The organism is Variovorax paradoxus NBRC 15149 (genome assembly GCF_001591365.1).
GTDB classification, from domain to species: domain Bacteria; phylum Pseudomonadota; class Gammaproteobacteria; order Burkholderiales; family Burkholderiaceae_C; genus Variovorax; species Variovorax paradoxus.
In genome coordinates this window covers 302,119-318,702 of the sequence record NZ_BCUT01000007.1, presented here as the reverse complement: position 1 = coordinate 318,702, position 16,584 = coordinate 302,119, and the positions used below count along the sequence as shown (strand labels likewise).

Annotated in this window: 20 protein-coding genes; 9 read left to right on the top strand and 11 right to left on the bottom strand. The window is 69.2% G+C overall.

All coding sequences use genetic code 11. The features are described 5' to 3' along the window. Positions 1-21 precede the first annotated feature (21 nt). Entirely contained in the window at positions 22-459 is a 438-nt protein-coding gene (locus tag VPA02S_RS27125; protein WP_026284125.1) for a helix-turn-helix domain-containing protein, read from the top strand. 20 nt (positions 460-479) lie between these two features. Continuing rightward, positions 480-1,781 (top strand): UDP-N-acetylglucosamine 1-carboxyvinyltransferase, encoded by a 1,302-nt coding sequence (locus tag VPA02S_RS27120; protein ID WP_062366773.1) that lies wholly within the window; start codon positions 480-482, stop codon positions 1,779-1,781. Positions 1,782-1,802: 21 nt separating this feature from the next. Here the strand turns inward: VPA02S_RS27120 and bla are convergent, their stop codons facing one another. Beyond that, entirely contained in the window at positions 1,803-2,702 is a 900-nt protein-coding gene (gene bla / locus VPA02S_RS27115) for a class A beta-lactamase (protein ID WP_062366771.1), read from the bottom strand. Positions 2,703-2,867: 165 nt separating this feature from the next. Here bla and VPA02S_RS27110 point away from each other — a divergent pair, with 165 nt between their 5' ends. The 6 genes from VPA02S_RS27110 to VPA02S_RS27085 all read left to right on the top strand — a co-directional run bounded on the left by VPA02S_RS27110 (position 2,868) and on the right by VPA02S_RS27085 (position 6,500). After that, a complete protein-coding gene (locus VPA02S_RS27110) occupies positions 2,868-3,209 on the top strand; it encodes an ArsR/SmtB family transcription factor (protein WP_062366770.1) in 342 nt (113 codons plus the stop codon). A 29-nt stretch (positions 3,210-3,238) separates the two neighbouring features. Continuing rightward, positions 3,239-3,775 (top strand): SRPBCC family protein, encoded by a 537-nt coding sequence (locus VPA02S_RS27105; protein WP_012748331.1) that lies wholly within the window; start codon positions 3,239-3,241, stop codon positions 3,773-3,775. Positions 3,776-3,865: 90 nt separating this feature from the next. Continuing rightward, on the top strand, positions 3,866-4,507 hold the full coding sequence (locus VPA02S_RS27100) for a CDP-alcohol phosphatidyltransferase family protein (protein ID WP_012748332.1): 642 nt from the start codon (positions 3,866-3,868) through the stop codon (positions 4,505-4,507). Positions 4,508-4,533: 26 nt separating this feature from the next. Beyond that, entirely contained in the window at positions 4,534-5,175 is a 642-nt protein-coding gene (locus VPA02S_RS27095; protein WP_062366768.1) for a histidine phosphatase family protein, read from the top strand. A gap of 45 nt (positions 5,176-5,220) precedes the next feature. Then, positions 5,221-6,183: a DnaJ C-terminal domain-containing protein gene (locus VPA02S_RS27090; RefSeq protein ID WP_018905651.1), complete on the top strand. Its 963-nt coding sequence runs from the start codon at positions 5,221-5,223 to the stop codon at positions 6,181-6,183. A 2-nt stretch (positions 6,184-6,185) separates the two neighbouring features. Beyond that, positions 6,186-6,500, top strand: a complete 315-nt coding sequence (locus VPA02S_RS27085; protein ID WP_026284123.1) for a chaperone modulator CbpM — start codon at positions 6,186-6,188, stop codon at positions 6,498-6,500. A 24-nt stretch (positions 6,501-6,524) separates the two neighbouring features. Here the strand turns inward: VPA02S_RS27085 and VPA02S_RS27080 are convergent, their stop codons facing one another. The 7 genes from VPA02S_RS27080 to VPA02S_RS27050 all read right to left on the bottom strand — a co-directional run bounded on the left by VPA02S_RS27080 (position 6,525) and on the right by VPA02S_RS27050 (position 11,975). Continuing rightward, entirely contained in the window at positions 6,525-7,172 is a 648-nt protein-coding gene (locus tag VPA02S_RS27080) for a DUF2894 domain-containing protein (RefSeq protein ID WP_062366766.1), read from the bottom strand. A 10-nt stretch (positions 7,173-7,182) separates the two neighbouring features. Further along, positions 7,183-7,839: an OmpA family protein gene (locus VPA02S_RS27075; protein WP_018905648.1), complete on the bottom strand. Its 657-nt coding sequence runs from the start codon at positions 7,837-7,839 to the stop codon at positions 7,183-7,185. Continuing rightward, entirely contained in the window at positions 7,839-9,929 is a 2,091-nt protein-coding gene (locus VPA02S_RS27070; RefSeq protein ID WP_062366765.1) for a DUF802 domain-containing protein, read from the bottom strand. Before VPA02S_RS27070 ends, VPA02S_RS27075 begins: the two co-directional genes overlap by 1 nt. Beyond that, positions 9,922-10,617, bottom strand: a complete 696-nt coding sequence (locus VPA02S_RS27065; RefSeq protein ID WP_062366763.1) for a DUF3348 domain-containing protein — start codon at positions 10,615-10,617, stop codon at positions 9,922-9,924. The genes VPA02S_RS27070 and VPA02S_RS27065 overlap by 8 nt, the downstream gene beginning before the upstream one ends. Before the next feature lie 127 nt (positions 10,618-10,744). Continuing rightward, on the bottom strand, positions 10,745-11,260 hold the full coding sequence (locus VPA02S_RS27060; protein WP_244883778.1) for a DUF2867 domain-containing protein: 516 nt from the start codon (positions 11,258-11,260) through the stop codon (positions 10,745-10,747). Between the two features lie 14 nt (positions 11,261-11,274). Next, the gene (locus tag VPA02S_RS27055; protein ID WP_062366760.1) at positions 11,275-11,502 is read right to left on the bottom strand and encodes a DUF7661 family protein; all 228 of its coding nucleotides are present in this window, start codon (positions 11,500-11,502) and stop codon (positions 11,275-11,277) included. Next, on the bottom strand, positions 11,499-11,975 hold the full coding sequence (locus VPA02S_RS27050) for an NUDIX hydrolase (protein ID WP_062366758.1): 477 nt from the start codon (positions 11,973-11,975) through the stop codon (positions 11,499-11,501). The genes VPA02S_RS27055 and VPA02S_RS27050 overlap by 4 nt, the downstream gene beginning before the upstream one ends. Before the next feature lie 69 nt (positions 11,976-12,044). Here VPA02S_RS27050 and VPA02S_RS27045 point away from each other — a divergent pair, with 69 nt between their 5' ends. After that, complete coding sequence (locus VPA02S_RS27045; protein ID WP_062366757.1) at positions 12,045-12,620, top strand: DNA-3-methyladenine glycosylase I; 576 nt, start codon at positions 12,045-12,047, stop codon at positions 12,618-12,620. A 102-nt stretch (positions 12,621-12,722) separates the two neighbouring features. Here the strand turns inward: VPA02S_RS27045 and VPA02S_RS27040 are convergent, their stop codons facing one another. From VPA02S_RS27040 to metE, 3 genes are all read right to left on the bottom strand, one after another. Further along, positions 12,723-13,064 carry a hypothetical protein gene (locus VPA02S_RS27040; protein WP_018905642.1) on the bottom strand — a complete coding sequence of 114 codons (342 nt, stop codon included), beginning with the start codon at positions 13,062-13,064 and terminating at the stop codon, positions 12,723-12,725. 253 nt (positions 13,065-13,317) lie between these two features. Beyond that, positions 13,318-14,184: a hypothetical protein gene (locus VPA02S_RS27035; RefSeq protein WP_244883776.1), complete on the bottom strand. Its 867-nt coding sequence runs from the start codon at positions 14,182-14,184 to the stop codon at positions 13,318-13,320. Positions 14,185-14,225: 41 nt separating this feature from the next. Further along, positions 14,226-16,571: a 5-methyltetrahydropteroyltriglutamate--homocysteine S-methyltransferase gene (gene metE, locus VPA02S_RS27030; RefSeq protein ID WP_062366753.1), complete on the bottom strand. Its 2,346-nt coding sequence runs from the start codon at positions 16,569-16,571 to the stop codon at positions 14,226-14,228. Positions 16,572-16,584 lie beyond the last annotated feature (13 nt).

Sequence of the window (16,584 nt, the reverse complement as noted above, 5' to 3'; positions counted from 1 at the left end):
GAGATGTGCAAAATGCGCTCCATGCCAAATATCGCCTCCATCCTGAAATCCGAGATTTCCCGTGTCGCCCGCAAGGAAGTTCGCGCGGAGATCGAAACGCTCAGAAAAGCATCCACGCTGCACCGCGCCTCGATCGCCGCATTGCGCCGGCAGGTTGAAAAGCTCGAAAAGGAGCTGCGCCGCGCCACCAAAACCGTGGCGCGCGCCGCGCCCGCAGGCGATGCCGACGAGGCCGCCGAATCGGGCCCGCACCGGCGATTCAGCGCAAGCCGGCTGGCTGCGCACCGCGTCAAGCTCGGCCTCTCGGCCGCCGCCTACGGCAAGCTGGTGGGCGTGACGGGCCAGACCATCTACAAGTGGGAACAAGGCAAGGCCAGGCCGCGCAAGGCCCAGCTCGAAGGCCTGGCCGCCGTGCGGGGCCTCGGCCGGCGCGAAGTGGCCGAGCAGCTGAACGGATAAGCCGGCCGCGCTCTTCCTTCATGTCCAGCCTCATCGTGCACGGCGGCACGCCGCTTCGTGGGCGCATCACGCCTTCCGCCAACAAGAACGCCGTGCTGCCGGTGCTGTGCGCCACGCTGCTCACGCGCGAGCCGCTGCGCCTGCACGGCGTGCCCGACATCACCGACGTGCGCAAGATCCTCGAGATCTTCCGCAGCCTGGGCAGCCAGGTGCGCATGGACCACGCCACCGGCACGCTGGAGCTGCACCACCGCGACACGGCCTTCGATGCCGCACGCGACCGGCTGCCCGAGGAAATGCGCTCGTCGATCATGCTGGTGCCGCCGCTGCTCGCGCGCTTCGGCATCGCGCGGCTCGAAGACAACGTCAAGGGCTGCACGCTGGGCGTGCGCGAGATCGATCCGCACGTCGATGTGTTCCGGCGCTTCGGCGGCGTGGTGGAGCGTGCCAGCGGCTCGCTGCTGGTGCGCTGCGCCGGGCCGCTCGTGCCCGCGCAGCATTGGCTCGACTACACCTCCGTCACCACCACCGAGAACTTCGTGCTGTGCGCAGCCGCAGCCAAGGGCAGCTCCACGCTCACCAATGCCGCCTCCGAGCCGCATGTGCAGGAGTTCTGCCGCTTCATGGCGATGCTGGGCGTGCGCATCGAGGGCATCGGCACCTCGCGGCTCACGGTGCACGGCGGCGGCGTGCTGGGCGGCGGGGAATTCCGCTTCGACGAGGACTTCCACGAGATCACCACCTTCCTTGCGCTGGGCGCCATCACGGGCGGCGACGTGGTCGTGCGCAACAGCGCGCCCGAGAACTTTCCGCTGATCGACCGCACCTTCGACAAGTTCGGCGTGACGGTCACGCACGCAGACGGCTGGTCGCGCGCCAGCAGCAACGGCCCGCTCAAGGTGCAGACGCCCTTCACCAGCAACGTGCTCACCAAGGTGGAAGCGGCGCCGTGGCCGTACTTTCCGGTCGACCTGCTTCCGATCTTCATTGCGCTGGGCGTGCGCGCCCAGGGCAACGCGATGTTCTGGAACAAGGTGTACGACGGCGCGCTGGGATGGACCGGCGAGCTGTCGAAGTTCGGCGCGCACGTGTTCTCCTCGGACCCGCACCGGCTCATCAGCTTCGGCGGCAGCCCGCTGACGCCGGCCGTGGTCGAGAGCCCCTACATCATCCGCGTGGCGATCGCGCTCTTCATGGTGGCGGCAAGCATCGAAGGCCGCTCCGAAATCCGCAACGCCGCGCCGATCCGCCGAGCCCACCCGCGCTTCGCCGAGAACCTGCGCAGCCTGGGCGCGCAGGTGGAGTGGACGAGCGAGGAGTGAGCCCAGCGAACGCGGGGCGGCTCAGCCCCGCAGCGCATCCGACGCAATGCGCGCCGCCGACGCGATGACGTCGTTGCGGCCCGGCGCATCCGGCGTGGGAAAGGTCAGGTAGACCGCCATCACCAGCGGCGCGCCGGCCGGCGGCCACAGCACGCCGATGTCGTTCACCGTGCCGTAGGAGCCGGCGCCGGTCTTGTCGCCCACCTTCCAGTCGGCCGGCACGCCCGCACGGATGCGCGTGGCGCCGGTGGTGTTGCCCAGCAGCCAGGCCTCGAGCTGGCTGCGCTGCGCCGCAGCGAGCCCGTCGCCCAGCACCAGCCGCTGCAGGCTCGCGGCCATGGCCTCGGGCGAGGTGGTGTCGCGCGGATCGCCTGGAATGGCGCTGTTGAGCTCGGTCTCCCAGCGGTCGAGCCTGAAGACCGCATCGCCGATGGAGCGCGCGAATTCGGTCACGGCGGGCGGGCCGCCGAGGATCTTCATCAGCAGGTTGGCCGCGGCGTTGTCGCTGTACTGGATGGTGGCGGCGCACAGCGCGGAAACCGCCATGCCCTGCCCCAGGTTCTTCTCGGTGATGGGCGAGTTGGGAAGGATGTCGCTCCTCGCGTAGCTCACGCGCCGCTCCAGCAGGCCGGGCTCGCGGCTGCTGCGCGCGAGGATGGCGGCGGACACCATCATCTTGAAGGTGCTGCACATCGGGAAGCGCTCGGTGGCGCGGTGCTGCACGCGCGCGCCGGTGGCGGTGTCGAAGGCCGCGAGGCCAAGCCGCCCGCCCACGGAGCGTTCGAGGGCCGCGAGCTGCGCTTCGGCCTTCGAAAACGTGGCGGCTTGCGGCGCCTTGGCGGACCAGGCGGTACAGGCGCTGGCCAAGGGCAAGGCGGAGGCGGCGAGCAGGAAAGTGCGGCGATTGGCGAAGGATGTCATTGGTTTTTTCTGCGAGTGGATGGAACGGCGGCCATCGTAGGAGCGCCATCGCGCAGGCTCCAGCGTTGGGAGGCGCAGCCGCGTCTCGGCTGTATCGGGTGTAACTGCAGGAATCATTCAACTTATCGGTTGAATGGTTTCCGGAGCACGACTATATTCAACCTCATGGTTGAACTAGACGACGAACGGCTCGACGCCGTGTTCCACGCCCTGGCCGACAGCACGCGCCGCACCATGCTGCAGCTGCTGGCCCAGGGCGAATGCAGCGTGGGCGAGCTGGGCGCGCCGTTTCGCATGTCGTTTGCGGGCGCATCCAAGCACGTCAAGGCGCTGGAGCGCGCCGGGCTGGTTTCCCGCACCGTGCAGGGCCGCGCGCACGTCTGCCGGCTGGAGCCGGCGGCGCTCGCATCGGCCAACGCATGGCTGCGCTACTACGAAGGCTTCTGGAACAACCATCTGGACGCGCTGGAGAAGGAACTGCGGCGCGAAGCATCCCGCGGCAAGTGAAGTCCCCTTTCTTTTTCAAGGAGCAAGCCATGGCCAAGAGCCACCTCGGAACCCTGATCGAACCCGGTACCCTGCGCATGGAGCGCACCCTGCCCGCCCCCGTCGAGCGCGTGTGGGCCTATTTCGTCGACCCCGGCAAGCGCGCCGCCTGGCTGGCCGGCGGCACCATGGCCGAGGAGCCCGGCAGCGTGTTCGAGCTGCGCTTCGACCACACCCGGCTTTCCGGCGAAGTGGCCCCCGAGCGCTTCGCCGCCTGCCGCAGCCCCATCCTCCAGAAATCGCGGATCGTCGAATTCGAACCGCTGAAGCGCCTGACCATCAGCTGGGGCAGCGAAAGCGCCACCGCCTCCGAGGTCAGCTTCGAATTCACGCAAGAGGGCGACACCACCCGCCTCGTGCTCACGCACCGCCGCCTGCCCGATCGCAAGGACACGCTCAGCGTCGCCAGCGGCTGGCATGCCCACCTCGACGTGCTCGACGACGTGCTGCACGGCCGCAAGCCGCGGGGCTTCTGGACCCAGCACGCGGCGCTCGAGAAGGCCTACGACGAACGCCTGCCGGGCTGAGCGGCCCCCTTCCGGAGTCGGATGGCGACTACAGGCAAGCGAGCGCGCTTGCGTTAAGGTGCGGAGCATCCGCCGACTCCGAAGCACCCCATGGCCACCACCCCCTCCCCCGTACCGGTCCGCAAGCATTTCTCGATGATCCGCGGCTTTCACCTGGCCGATGCATTCACGCTCGGCAACGCGGCATGCGGGGTGGGTGCGGTGTTCCTTTCGATGGCCTTCATGGCGAGCCAGTCGCTCGCGCAATTCCTCTGGGCCGCCGCGCTCGCGCCGGCGGCCTTCGTGTTCGACGTGTTCGACGGGCGCATCGCGCGCTGGCGGCAAACGCATTCGGCGCTGGGGCGCGAACTCGATTCGCTGGCCGACGTGATCTCCTTTGGCGTGGCGCCGGCCGCGCTCGGCTTTGCCGCGGGCCTGGACGGCGGCTGGGATTGCGTGCTGCTGATCTATTTCGTGTGCTGCGGCGTGAGCCGGCTCGCGCGCTACAACGTCACGGCCGAGGCGCTGTCCGCGGGCGCCGACAAGGTCAAGTACTTCGAAGGCACGCCCATCCCGACCAGCGTGGTGCTGGTGGGCGTGCTGGCCTGGGCCGCCTGGCAGGGGCGCATCGGCGACGGGGTGTGGGGCGGCGCCTGGATGCTCGGCCCCTGGCAGCTGCATCCGCTCGCGCTGCTCTTCGCGCTCTCGGGCACGCTGATGATCAGCAAGACGCTGCGCATTCCCAAGTTTTGACCGTCCGCTCATTCACATCCCATCCCATGTCGAAGGCACCCTTCCCCCACGGCGCGGCCCCCGGCCTCGACCAGCTGGTGCGCATTGCCGCCGGGCAGCCGCTGTCACCGGCCTGCGACCATTTCTACTTCCTGCGCCACGGCCAGACCGGCCGCAATGCGCAGCGCATCTTCCAGGCCGTGGACGAGCCGCTGAGCGAGCTCGGCCTGCAGCAGGCTGCACGCGCCGCCCAGCTGCTGGCTGGCGAGCCGATCCGCACCATCGTCTGCAGCGACGCCCGCCGCGCGCACGACACGGCGCATGCCGTGGCCACCGTGCTGCGCCTCGTGCCCACGCCGCAGGCAGCCTTGCGCGAGCGCAACTTCGGCGCGCTCATCGGCACCTCGTCGGCCGAGATCGACTGGGCCTGCGAGCCCGAAGGCGGCGAAACGCTGGCGCAGTTCGTGGCCCGCAAGCGGCTCGCGCTGAACGCCGCGCTCGCGCAGCCTGCGCCGGTGCTGGTGGTGGCGCACGGGGGCACGCTCTATGCGCTGGCGGCGCTGATCGGCCTGCCGATCGACCTGGCCCTGCTCGGCAATGCGCAGCCATTGCGTTTTTCGCGCAGCGGCCCCACATGGACCGTGACGCCGCTGCTGCGGCATGCCGACGGCGGCTCGAGCCTGGCCTGAAGCGGCCGGCAGGCGTACCGTTCGGCATCCACACCACCGAAAAGCATGGAATTCAAGGACTACTACAGCGCCCTGGGCATCGACCGCACCGCGTCCGAGGACGACGTGCGCAAGGCCTACCGCAAGCTCGCGCGCAAGTACCACCCCGACGTCAGCAAGGAGCCCGACGCCGAGAAGCGCATGCGCGACATCAACGAAGCCAACGACGTGCTGCGCGACAAGGAAAAGCGCGCCGCCTACGACGCGCTGGCCGACCGCGTGGCGCGCGGCGGCCACCCGCAGGGCGACTTCCAGCCGCCGCCGGACTGGGACACGGGCTTCGAGTTCCACCGCGGCCCCAACCAGGGCCCGGCCGACCATGCCGACTTCAGCGAGTTCTTTTCGTCGCTGTTCGGCGAGGCCGAGCGCCGCGGCGCCGCAAGGCGCAACTACCGCGCGCGCGGCGAAGACCACCACGCGGCGATCGAGATCGCGCTCGAGGACGCGCTCAACGGCGCCGAGCGCGAGATCACGCTGCGCGCACAGGAGCTCGATGCAGAGGGCCGGCCCGTCTTCAAGACGCGCACGCTCAGCGTCAAGATCCCGCCGGGCGTGCATCCGGGGCAGTTCATCCGGCTCGCCGGCCAGGGCATGCCGGGCCATGGCGGCGAACCCGCGGGCGACCTGTACCTGGAGGTGCGCATCGCGCCGCACCGGCTCTACCGCGTCGAGGAACGCGACCTCTACATGACGCTGCCCGTCACGCCGACCGAGGCCGCGCTCGGTGCGCAGGTCCAGGTGCCCGTGCCTACCGGCGGCGTGGTCGAGGTGACCGTGCCGCGCAACGCGCGCAGCGGCCTCAAGCTGCGGCTCAAGGGCCGCGGGCTGGCCGGCAAGCAGCCTGGCGACCTGTACCTGCTGCTCGACATCGCCCTGCCCCCGGCCGACAGCGAGGCCGCGCGCAAGGCCTACGAGCAGCTGGCGCAGGCATCCGCTTCGTTCAACCCACGCCAGCATCTGGGAGTGTGAGCATGGCGACCGTTTCCGTGACAACCACAGCCATCAGCGCGTCGCAGCCGCTCGCGGCCAACGAGCTGGCCCATGCCTGCGGCGCCGACACCGAATGGGTGGTGCAGCTCGTCGAGGTGGGCATCGTGCAGATCGCCGCGGCAGAGGCGCCGCCCGAGCACTGGCGGTTCTCGAGCACCGACCTGCAATGCGCGCTCGAGGCGCGCCGCCTGGAGCGCGACTTTGGCGTGGGCCTCGATGCCGCTGCGCTGATCCTCGATCTGCAGCACGAGGTGCGGCGGCTCAAGGCCGTGATCCGGGCGCACGGGCTTCGCTAGCGGCCGCCGGGCAAGCGCCGCAGATCAGCCCGGTTTGCCGCGCGTTGTCTTCTTCTGGCCTTCGGCGCGCGGCGCGTTCGCGGCGGCCGCCGGGCCGGTGCTGGCGTTCAGCTGATCGACCCACAGCAAGGTGTCGACGTACGACATGAACCGGTTGAGGTATTCGGGCGACAGCTCATGCATCAGCATGAGCGACCGGTGCACCAGGTGGTGCGAGTTGAGCGGGCCCGCGTTCTCCGGCACCTTGGCCAGCGACTGCGTCAGCCGCCGGTCGGCACTGAGCCGCGACCAGGTGCGCCTGAAGTAGCGCAGCGTCTTGAGCTCGGGGGTGGCGGGTGCGGCTTCGTCGGCCGCCGCGCCGTCATCGCCTTGCAGCGGCGCCTGCCGTGCCATGTGCTCGACGAGTTCCGCGAGCGGACCGCGGGGAAGCTGGGCCGCCTGTTTCGCGTTGGCATCTGAATTGGCCGAAGCACCGTCAACGCACCGGGCCTCTTCGATCTTCTCGCGATACGCCGCCAGCAGCGCGGCCAGCCGCTCGTCGAGAATGCGTCGCGCATCGCCTTCATGGGCGGCCGCGCGCTTCGCAAGCGCCTCGATGAAGCGAAAGCGCACAGGATCCCGGCGATGGCCGCCCTGTGCGCGCCAGGCGTCGAGCACCGCCGCCGGGTCCATGCGACTGCCGCTATTCACGGGACTTGGTGCCGGCGCCGGCCTGCCGCGGCGTGGGCGCCATCTCGACGCGCCGGTTCTTCGCGCGCCCTTCGGCGTCGGCATTGGATGCCACCGCCTGCTCGGAACCGAAGGCCGCGGCAAACACCGACGACGACGGAACGCCCTCCTCGATCAGGGCCCGCGTCACCGTCAAGGCGCGCTGGGCCGAGAGCTCCCAGTTGTCGGCGAACGGCCGGTTGCCGTCCTTCGACTGCCGCATCTGCCGGTCGTCGGTGAAGCCGCTCACCATCAGCACCTCGTCGCGCGCGCGCAGGTAGCTGGCCACGGGCGCAGCCAGGCTCTTGAGCACCTGCCGGCCCTCGGGCTGCAGGTCGGCCGAGTTGAAGGCAAACAGCACGCTGCCGCTGATGCCGATGCGCCCGTTGTTCAGCGTGACGCGGCCCGCCGCGAGCGGCCCGGCCAGCGCCTGCTCGAGCGCCTCGCGGCGCTGCGTCTCGGCCTGGCGCTGCTGCACCTCGGCCTGCAGCCTGGCGGCCAGGTCCAGCTGCATGCCGAGCGCGCCCACGAGGATCAGCACGAAGGCCCCGACCAGCCCCGACATCAGGTCGCCGAAGACCGCCCACACCGGCACGCTCGGCTCCAGGCCGGCGTCGAGATCGTCGCGCATCACGCTTCGCTGCCCACGGCGGCCTGCCGGCTCGCGATCTGCTGCAGGTCTTCGACGATCTGCTTCTGCGACATGATGCTCAGGTCGATGACTTCCCTCGCCTGCGCCACGTAGTAGGCCAGCTGCTCGTCGCTGCGCGCGATCGATTTGCCCAGCGCACCCTCGACGCGCTGCAGATGGGCCACCAGCTTGTCGTTCGATTCGCTGAACAGCTGCACGGCAAAGCCGAAGGCCTCGCCAAGGCTTGCCACTTCGACGGCACTGCCGGTGATCTGCGCGGCGACCGCGGCCATCTTGCCGGTTTCCTCGTCGATCTTCTCGGTGAAGCGGCTTCCCACGCGGTCCAGCACGTCCGCCGATGCACCCACCAGCGCATCGACCGCCGAGCGCTGCTCGGTGGAGGCGTGGTTCACCGCATCGAGCAGGGTTCCCAGCGTTTCCATGATGCGGCTGCGTTCTTCCAGCATCGCGTTGTCGCGCGCCATGCTGTCGGACAGTTTCTGGCGCAGCTCGGCCACCACTTCGGCCGCCACCCGCGGCGCTTCCGATGCGGCCTGCAGCAGCCGCGCGATCTCGCCGACCGTGTTCTTCGCATGCGCCTCGGCCTGGGTCGACATGTCGCGCGCGGTCTGCGCGAGCGCATCGAAGAGCTGCTGCTGCTGGCTTGCCGTGTGCGCGCCCGCCTGCTGCCACTCCTGCTGCAGCGATGCGGACACCGTGGCCAGCTCCTCTGTCCAGGCCGACAGCCGCTGATCGTCGCGCGCTGCGATGTCGGCCTGCAGCGTGGCATGCGCCTCTTGCACGGTGCGCAGCAGCGAGGCCGAGTGCTGCTCGAAGCCGGCCGCCGCCGCCGCGAGCGACTGCTGCGCCTCCTGCGACAGCTTTTCGCTGACGCGCTGGTGCTGCGCGAGCGCGCTGCCCCAGGTGTCCGACACGCTACCTGCGGTGCTTTCCAGCCGGGCCGAGACGCCTTCCACCAGCGAGGCCGAGCGCTGCTCGAAGGTTTCGGCAAAGCGGTCATGCGAGGCGCGCAGGTCGCTCGACAGCGCCTCGGAGGTGCGCTGGTGATCGGCGAGCGCAGCCTGCCAGGTGCCCGCCACGCTGGCGGTGGTGGCCTCGAAGCGGCTCGAGAGGCCATCGAGCTGCTGCTGCACGGTGCGCGCTACGGTGTCGTGCAGCGAGGCCGTCTCGCGCGCGATGCCCGCCATGGTGGCCTCGACCACCGGCTGGATCGTCGCGCCGGCGATGCGCGCGCTTTCGCTCAGGCTCTGCTTGAGCGACTGGTCGACCGAGGACGCCAGCCCGGCATACACGGCCTCGGCCTTGGTGTGGAACTGCGCCTGCCCGGCGGCAAGGCGCTCGTTCAGGGCCTGGCTCTGCCGCTCCATCGCCGCCATCATGGCCTGCAGCTGGTCGACCAGCCGCGGCATCTGGTGGGCCTGCTGCTCGAGCAGCTGGAACGAGGCCTCGCGCTGGTGCGCCAGCGAATAGGCGCGCAGCGTGGTGGCGATCTTGCTGTCGAGCATCTGCCCGGCCTGCAGCCGCTCGCGCCGGCACAGTGCCGAGGCCAGCCCCAGCATCGCGGAGGCGGCCACGCCGGCCACCGAAGTGCCGAACGCCAGCCCCAGGCCCTTCACGGGCGCCGACAGCGAGGCGCGGATGGCCGGCAGGTCCGTCGCGCTTTCCAGCGCCATGCCGGTGCCGTTCAGCGTGACCACCATGCCAAGGAAGGTGCCCAGCATGCCCAGCAGCACCAGCAGTCCGGCCAGGTAGGGCGTGAGCGCCGGGCCCGGCAGGCCGACGCGCTCGCCCTCGATGCGAAGGCGCACCGCGTTGCGCAGCGTGGGATGCAGCCGGTCGAGCCACGCGCCCAGGCTCGCGGGCGGGTCGGAAAGAGCCGCCACGGCATGCGACAAGGTGGCGGTGGCCTGCTGGAAGCGGTGCAGTTCCAGCGCCCCCATCAGGTAGAACGCGCCGACCAGCATCGTGACGGCGAGCGCCAGCGTGTGCGAGCCGACGTATCCGGCGCCGACCCAGCAGACGACGGCCAGGCCCGCGGCAAAAACAGCGTAGTGGAGGAATCTATTCATGGCACTCTGGTGGCCTCATGCGAAGGGCTTCGAGCAGCCCTTCGATCGGTTGGAATCGGAAATCGAGTTCGGCGAGCAGCACGTTCTTCATGTCCTTGCGGAACACATGCAGCCACTCGCCGGCCTCTGCCTCGCCCTCGGGTTCGCCCATCGTCTCCGGGCTGGCCTGGCGCAAGCGCGTGAAATGCTTTTCGAGCAGCGCGGGCACGGCCGCGAGCAGGCTGTGCTCGCGCGCCGCCAGCACCTGCTCCATCACCACGTCCACGGCCGCAAGCCGGGCCATGGCCGGCGACCTGGCCGCCAGCAGCGCCCGCAAGCGGCCGCGCAACGGGCCGATGCCCGCTTCCATGGCCTGTTGCAGCGCGAGATGGCGGCGGCGAAACGGCGTGAAGTCGACGGCTGCCGCGACAGCGCCGTCCTCGGCCACGGCCTTGGCCAATGCGGCTCGCGCACGGACGCATTCGCGCTCCTCGGCGCTCGCGGAAGCCCGCGCGCGCGAAGGCGCTGCGGCCGCCACGGCGCCGTCCAGCGCGGCCGACAGCGAAATGGCGTCGGTCCAGCCGAACCATTGGCTCAATCGATCCGCGGTGGCCTGCCGGGGTTCGCGAACGTCGGCATCGGTCAGCCGAGAGAGCAAGCGAACAAGCGCCGAGCCGTTGAAAACTGTGCGCTGTGAAACTTGCGCCATACCCGCCAGAACGAAAAACCTGGCAGTCTACACCGGCGGCTCCCCTCGGCCTTCCCCCTCCAGAGCCGCTGCCGGAAGGGAAAGTTCAAGCAAACGTTCCAATCGGTAACCAGGCGTTCCGCCGAGTTCAGCCCGCCGCTTCCGCGGGCCAGCCCGAGCGCGCCGCGCGTTCGAGCGCAGAACGCACCACCCGCCGGTGGAACGGCGCGATCAGCCGGATGTAGTTGCGGCCGAAGAGGTTGTGGCAGTGCACCACCGTGACGGCCGTGAGCGAATCTCCCGCCACGGAGCGCATCACCGAAACGCGGAAATCCAGGTGCCGGTCGTCCTCGCCCAGCACCACCTCGTTGGCATGCGTTTCGTAGATGCGAAAGATGCCGATGCGCGGCGCACCGTCCGGCGTGCCGGCGCGCAGCGCACTGGCCGTCTTGATGCCGAAGCCGCCGACCAAGCGGTCGCGCAGCGCCAACAGTGCGCTGACCCAAGGCGCGGGACGCTCGAACGCAAAGCGCGCAAGCGCCATCACATCGCGGGTGGCGCCCGGCGGCAGGTCGATGGCAAAGGCGTCGGCCAGGAAGGCGCCGCGATAGAGGCCGGCCACGCGCGCGGCCAAGGGCAGCGTCTCGCGGCGGGACTTGTGCAATCGATGGTTGCTTGTCATTGGAAGATCTCGAAGACATCGCCGTTGGTCGGCGTCGCCTGCTCGTGATAGATGTCGTAGAGATACTGCGACAGCTCGGCGCGAGAAACGTCGGATGGAATTGCCAGCTGGATCCTGCGGCGCTTGCCATCGGGCCCCATCAAGTAGCCGTGCCAGCGGTCGTCGGCTCTTTCAATGGCCATGACCTGGCCGAACACATTGAACAGGTGGCGCTCGCCACTCATGGGTATTCACGCTGGACCGCGTGCGAGAAGACCAGCGGGTCGGCCGCGAGCGAAGCCGGAAGAAAGGTGGGCCGCAGATTGACGGCCGCCAGCTGCGCGATCGGAAACCAGCGGAATTCCAGCTCCAGGTGGCTCTCGATGCCCCGGTAGCTTCGCGCCTTGTCGAGATGGGGCGAATCCTCGGGCAGCGAGACAAGAAAATAGAAACCGATCTCGTGGTTGCGCCGGCCCGCCAGGTCAAAGAAATTCTCGGCCACATGAAGCAGCCGGCCGCATTCGACTTCTTCGCCAAGCTCCTCCCTCATCTCGCGCACGATGGTGGCCGAGGCCTCTTCGCCGACTTCGACCCTGCCGCCTGGCAAGGCCCAGTAATCGTCCCCTGGTGCCCGGTGAAGCAGCGCATGGCCCGCATGAAGAATGACCGCGGCGGCCCGCACCTGGAAGCGCTGGCCGTGGAGATGGACTGAGATCATGAGGGCTCGAGTATCGGTGGTTAAAGTCCGAACCACTCCCCGTAGAAGACGAACCCAACCCACCACCCGATGCCCTCCGAAACCAAGCCCCGCTGCACCTGGGCCCAGAGCGATCCGCTGCTGGCCTCCTACCACGACGCCGAATGGGGCGTGCCCGAGCGCGACAGCCGCGCGCTGTGGGAAAAGCTCATGCTCGACGGCTTCCAGGCGGGCCTGTCGTGGCTCACGATCCTGCGCAAGCGCGATGCCTTCCGTGCTTCATTCGAGGGCTTCGTGCCCGAAAAAGTGGCACGGTTCACTGCGGCCGACGTCGACCGGCTGATGCTGGACGCAGGCATCGTGCGCTCGCGCGCCAAGATCGAGGCCACCATCGGCAACGCCCGCGCCTACCTGGCGATGCAGGCCGCGGGCGAGGATTTTTCGGAATTCGTCTGGGGCATGGCCGGCGGCAAGCCCATCGTCAACAGGACCGGCGCGGTGCCGACGAAGACGCCGCTTTCGGAACAGATGTCGGCGGCCCTGAAGAAGCGCGGCTTCAAGTTCGTGGGGCCGGTGATCGTCTATGCATGGATGCAGGCCACCGGCATCGTCGACGACCACGCACCCGACTGCTTCTGCCACCACGCCGCGCCGCGGCAGCGCTGAAAACGCAAAAAGCCGGACGGCACCTGGGGCGCCGTCCGGCTTTTGTCTTGCAGAGAAAAGCGCGCGGCCGATGCCGCCGTCCCTTCTCTTGTGCCCGCCTTCTTACAGGCCGGCTTGGCGCGTGAAGCTGCGTGCTTGCGAGGGAACCACGCTGCCGGCGAAAGCTTCGCGGCGCAGGTTCTGGCCGGGCGCGTGGGCGGCGGCAACAGCTTCGCTGCGGACTGCGGCGCGGTCGGTCGAAGCAGCCAGCACGGGAGCCACGGTGGCCGAAGCGGCGTCGCTGTAGACATTGCCTTCGCGGGCAGCGGCGGCGGCTTGGGGAGCCACGTCGGCGCGGCTGTAGCCGGAGCTCAGGGGCTGCACGCCTTCGTAGGTTTCTGCATGGGCGCCGGCAGCGGCGAGCAGGGACAGAGCGGCGGCGGCGAGGATGTTCGAGGTCTTCATTTCAATTTCCTTCTTGATTGGGCTTTGGATGCCCTGAAGTTTGCATCAGGATGACAAGGGAAAACCCTAGTCAAACTGAATCGCAGTGTTCATGAAACTGAAACAATGACGGGGAACTTTTTGGCGTGAACGCCAAAGTGCACACTTCGCTTAAGAAATTCGTCCCAATCGGTGTGCTTTTTTCTCTGGCTCCGCCGGGCGGCGAGTATCGCGCAAGATGGCCCACGCATGTTGCATGCCAGCCACTGCGGGCTCAGGAACGCGGCCAGCCGCGCACCAGCGTCCGGATCGCCACGGCGCCGCTTCCCTTGACCTCGGCGCGGTAGCTGCCCACCAGCGCTTCGCGTTCGGCCGCGGCCTGCGCATCGTTGCGCCAGGCAAGCAAGGCGGCCACGTCCGCATCGGGGAGCGCCGCGAGCAGCGCCTGCGTGACCTGCCTCTCGAACTCGCGCGCCACCGTCAGCAGGTTGCGCGGCCGCGGCGAGGTGATGCCGCGCGACCACAGCGTGTCGACGGCCATGTCGAGCGTGCGGTCCGGCAGCGAGGTGAACTGCCCGGCGTTGCCGCGCGCCAGCTGCTTGGCGACCGAGCTCAGCAGCAGCTGGCTCGAAAAGTCGACTTCGCGCAGGTCGGCCACGGCCATGCGCTCGAGCAGTTCGGTGCGCGCGGGATCGGCCGGGCTGGCGCGTTCACGGTTGAAGAATTCCTGCTTGCCCGCGTCGTCCATGGCGGCGTAGTCGGCACGCAGCTTCGAGAACCGGGCCACCGCGGCCTGCACCTGCGCACCCGGCGCCGCACCGCCCTTGCCCGCAGCCGCCACTTCCTGCTGGATGGCGGCCACGGATGCGGCCACGTCGAAGGACCGCGCGGCGGCCGCGTCCAGCGCCTGGAGCGCCTTGCCGGCAATGGCCTGGTCAGGAGGCTCGAGCAGCTGGCGCGCATCGCGCGACACCGCCCCCGGCGCATAGGCCGCCTGGTAGCGGGCCTGCACGCCCTCGAATTGCAGCAGGGCCTGGGCACGGTCTTGCGCAGAGGCAATGGCTGAGGCGAACAACAGCGACAGCAGCAGAAGAAAAGGCGCGCGAAAGAAGCGCCGCGAAGCGACTGAAGAGGCAAGCATGGCGCCATTATTGGCGCCCGCCATGATTGCCCGTCTCTGCCTCAGGCCGCCGCCAACTCAGCGCGCAGCAGCTTCGCCGCCGCCACCATGTTCGACAGCGCGGCCTCGGTCTCCGGCCAGCCGCGGGTCTTCAGGCCGCAGTCGGGGTTGATCCACAGGTTCCCGGGCGGCACCACGCCGGCGGCCTTGCGCATCAGGCGCACGATCTCGCCCACCGAGGGCACGCGCGGCGAATGGATGTCGTACACGCCGGGGCCGATCTCGTTCGGGTAGCGGAAGCCGCCCGCGCTGTTCTCGCCACCGAAGCCTCGCAGCAGCTCCATGTCGGAGCGGCTGGTCTCGATGGTGATCACGTCGGCGTCCATGGCCGCGATCTCGGGCAGGATGTCGTTGAACTCCGAATAGCACATGTGGGTGTGGACCTGCGTCTGGTCGCACACGCCCGAGGCGCTGATGCGGAAGGCGCGCGTGGCCGACTTCAGGTAGGCCGGCCAGCCGGCGCGGCGCAGCGGCAGGCCTTCGCGGATGGCGGGCTCGTCGATCTGGATGATGCCGATGCCGGCCGCCTCGAGGTCCACCACCTCGTCGCGGATCGCCCAGGCGATCTGCTCGCAGGTGACGCTGCGCGGCTGATCGTCGCGCACGAAGGACCATTGCAGGATGGTGACGGGGCCCGTCAGCATGCCCTTCATCGGCAGTTGGGTGAGGCTCTGCGCATAGGCGGTCCACTCGACCGTCATCGGCGCGGGGCGCGCCACGTCGCCGAAGATCACCGGCGGCTTCACGCAGCGCGAGCCGTACGACTGCACCCAGCCGTTGGCGGTGAAGGCAAAGCCGTCGAGCTGCTCGCCGAAGTACTCGACCATGTCGTTGCGCTCGGCCTCGCCATGCACCAGCACGTCGATGCCCAGTTCTTCCTGCTTGCGCACGGCCAGCGCGATCTCGGCTCGCATCTTCTCGCGGTAGCCCGCGGCATCGAGCTCGCCGCGCTTGAAGGCGGCGCGCGCGGCGCGGATCTCCGGGGTCTGCGGAAACGAGCCGATGGTGGTGGTGGGCAGCGCAGGCAATGCGAAGCGCGCGCGCTGCACCCGCTGCCGCTGGCCGAAGGAGGATGCGCGCTGGTCGTCGCCGGCCACGCTGCGCGCGAGCCGCAGCGCCACGTCCGCGCGATGCACGCGCGGGCTGCTGCGCCTTGCGGCCACTGCGGCGCGTGTGGCTTCGAGCTCTTCTGCCACCGAGTCTTCGCTGCCATCGAGCACGGCGCGCAGCACGCGCAGTTCGCCGAGCTTTTCGACGGCAAAGGCGAGCCAAGACCTGAGTTCCGCATCGAGCTTTTTTTCCGCGGCCAGGCTGAACGGCACGTGCAGCAGCGAGCACGATGGTGCGATCCAGAGCTCGCCGCGCCGCTTGTCGACCACCGGGCGCAGCGTGGCGAGCGCGGCGTCCAGGTCGGTGCGCCAGATGTTGCGGCCGTCGACGATGCCGATCGACAGCACCTTGTGCGTGGCGAGCCAGTCGGCCACGCCGGTCAGCTCCTGCGGCGCGCGCACGGCGTCCACGTGCAGGCCGGCCACCGGCAGCTGGCAGGCCAGGCGCAGGTTGTCGGAGAGCGGCGAGAAGTAGGTGGCCAGCAGCAGCTTGGACGCGCTGCGCGCCAGCTGCCAGTAGGCGCGCTCGAAGGCGTTGCGCCAGGCATCGGGCAGGTCGAGCCCGAGGATGGGTTCGTCGATCTGCACCCACTCCACGCCTTGCTGCTTGAGCCGGTTCAGCACCTGCTCGTACACCGGCAGCAGCGCATCGAGCAGCGAGAGGCGGTCGAAGCCCGCCTCTTTCTCCTTGCCGAGGTACAGGAAGCTCAGCGGCCCAAGCAGCACGGCCTTGACCGCATGGCCGGCCTGCTGCGCCTCGGCCACCTCGTCGAAGAGCCGCGTCGACGCCAGCTTGAACTGCGTGGCCGCGGTGAACTCGGGCACGAGGTAGTGGTAGTTGGTGTCGAACCACTTGGTCATCTCCAGCGCGAAGGTGCCTTCGCTGCCGTGGTCGCAGCCGGCATCGTGCACATGGCCAGCCTGGTCTTCCACGCCGCGCGCCATCTTGAAATAGCGCGACAGCTCGGGCTCGTCGCCCTTGAAGCCGAAGCGCGCCGGCTCGCAGCCGAAGAGCTGGATGTGGTTGGCCACGTGGTCGTAGCAGGCGAAGTCGCCCACCGTCACGTAGTCGAGTCCGGCGTCGCGCTGGGCCTGCCAGTGGCGCGCGCGCAGCTGGCCGCCAACTTCTTCCAGCGCAGCGTGGTCGATCTCGCCGCGCCAGTGCTTTTCGAGGGCGAACTTGAGTTCCCGGTGCGCGCCCATGCGCGGAAAGCCGAGGATGTGGGTACGGGTGGTCATTGCAGGTATTCCG

Coding starts and splice junctions, on each gene's coding strand:
- VPA02S_RS27125 (WP_026284125.1), top strand. CDS start 22: ATGCCAAATATCGCCTCCATCCTGAAATCCGAGATTTCCCGTGTCGCC.
- VPA02S_RS27120 (WP_062366773.1), top strand. CDS start 480: ATGTCCAGCCTCATCGTGCACGGCGGCACGCCGCTTCGTGGGCGCATC.
- bla (WP_062366771.1), bottom strand. CDS start 2,702: ATGACATCCTTCGCCAATCGCCGCACTTTCCTGCTCGCCGCCTCCGCC.
- VPA02S_RS27110 (WP_062366770.1), top strand. CDS start 2,868: ATGGTTGAACTAGACGACGAACGGCTCGACGCCGTGTTCCACGCCCTG.
- VPA02S_RS27105 (WP_012748331.1), top strand. CDS start 3,239: ATGGCCAAGAGCCACCTCGGAACCCTGATCGAACCCGGTACCCTGCGC.
- VPA02S_RS27100 (WP_012748332.1), top strand. CDS start 3,866: ATGGCCACCACCCCCTCCCCCGTACCGGTCCGCAAGCATTTCTCGATG.
- VPA02S_RS27095 (WP_062366768.1), top strand. CDS start 4,534: ATGTCGAAGGCACCCTTCCCCCACGGCGCGGCCCCCGGCCTCGACCAG.
- VPA02S_RS27090 (WP_018905651.1), top strand. CDS start 5,221: ATGGAATTCAAGGACTACTACAGCGCCCTGGGCATCGACCGCACCGCG.
- VPA02S_RS27085 (WP_026284123.1), top strand. CDS start 6,186: ATGGCGACCGTTTCCGTGACAACCACAGCCATCAGCGCGTCGCAGCCG.
- VPA02S_RS27080 (WP_062366766.1), bottom strand. CDS start 7,172: ATGGACCCGGCGGCGGTGCTCGACGCCTGGCGCGCACAGGGCGGCCAT.
- VPA02S_RS27075 (WP_018905648.1), bottom strand. CDS start 7,839: ATGCGCGACGATCTCGACGCCGGCCTGGAGCCGAGCGTGCCGGTGTGG.
- VPA02S_RS27070 (WP_062366765.1), bottom strand. CDS start 9,929: ATGAATAGATTCCTCCACTACGCTGTTTTTGCCGCGGGCCTGGCCGTC.
- VPA02S_RS27065 (WP_062366763.1), bottom strand. CDS start 10,617: ATGGCGCAAGTTTCACAGCGCACAGTTTTCAACGGCTCGGCGCTTGTT.
- VPA02S_RS27055 (WP_062366760.1), bottom strand. CDS start 11,502: ATGAGTGGCGAGCGCCACCTGTTCAATGTGTTCGGCCAGGTCATGGCC.
- VPA02S_RS27050 (WP_062366758.1), bottom strand. CDS start 11,975: ATGATCTCAGTCCATCTCCACGGCCAGCGCTTCCAGGTGCGGGCCGCC.
- VPA02S_RS27045 (WP_062366757.1), top strand. CDS start 12,045: ATGCCCTCCGAAACCAAGCCCCGCTGCACCTGGGCCCAGAGCGATCCG.
- VPA02S_RS27040 (WP_018905642.1), bottom strand. CDS start 13,064: ATGAAGACCTCGAACATCCTCGCCGCCGCCGCTCTGTCCCTGCTCGCC.
- VPA02S_RS27035 (WP_244883776.1), bottom strand. CDS start 14,184: ATGCTTGCCTCTTCAGTCGCTTCGCGGCGCTTCTTTCGCGCGCCTTTT.
- metE (WP_062366753.1), bottom strand. CDS start 16,571: ATGACCACCCGTACCCACATCCTCGGCTTTCCGCGCATGGGCGCGCAC.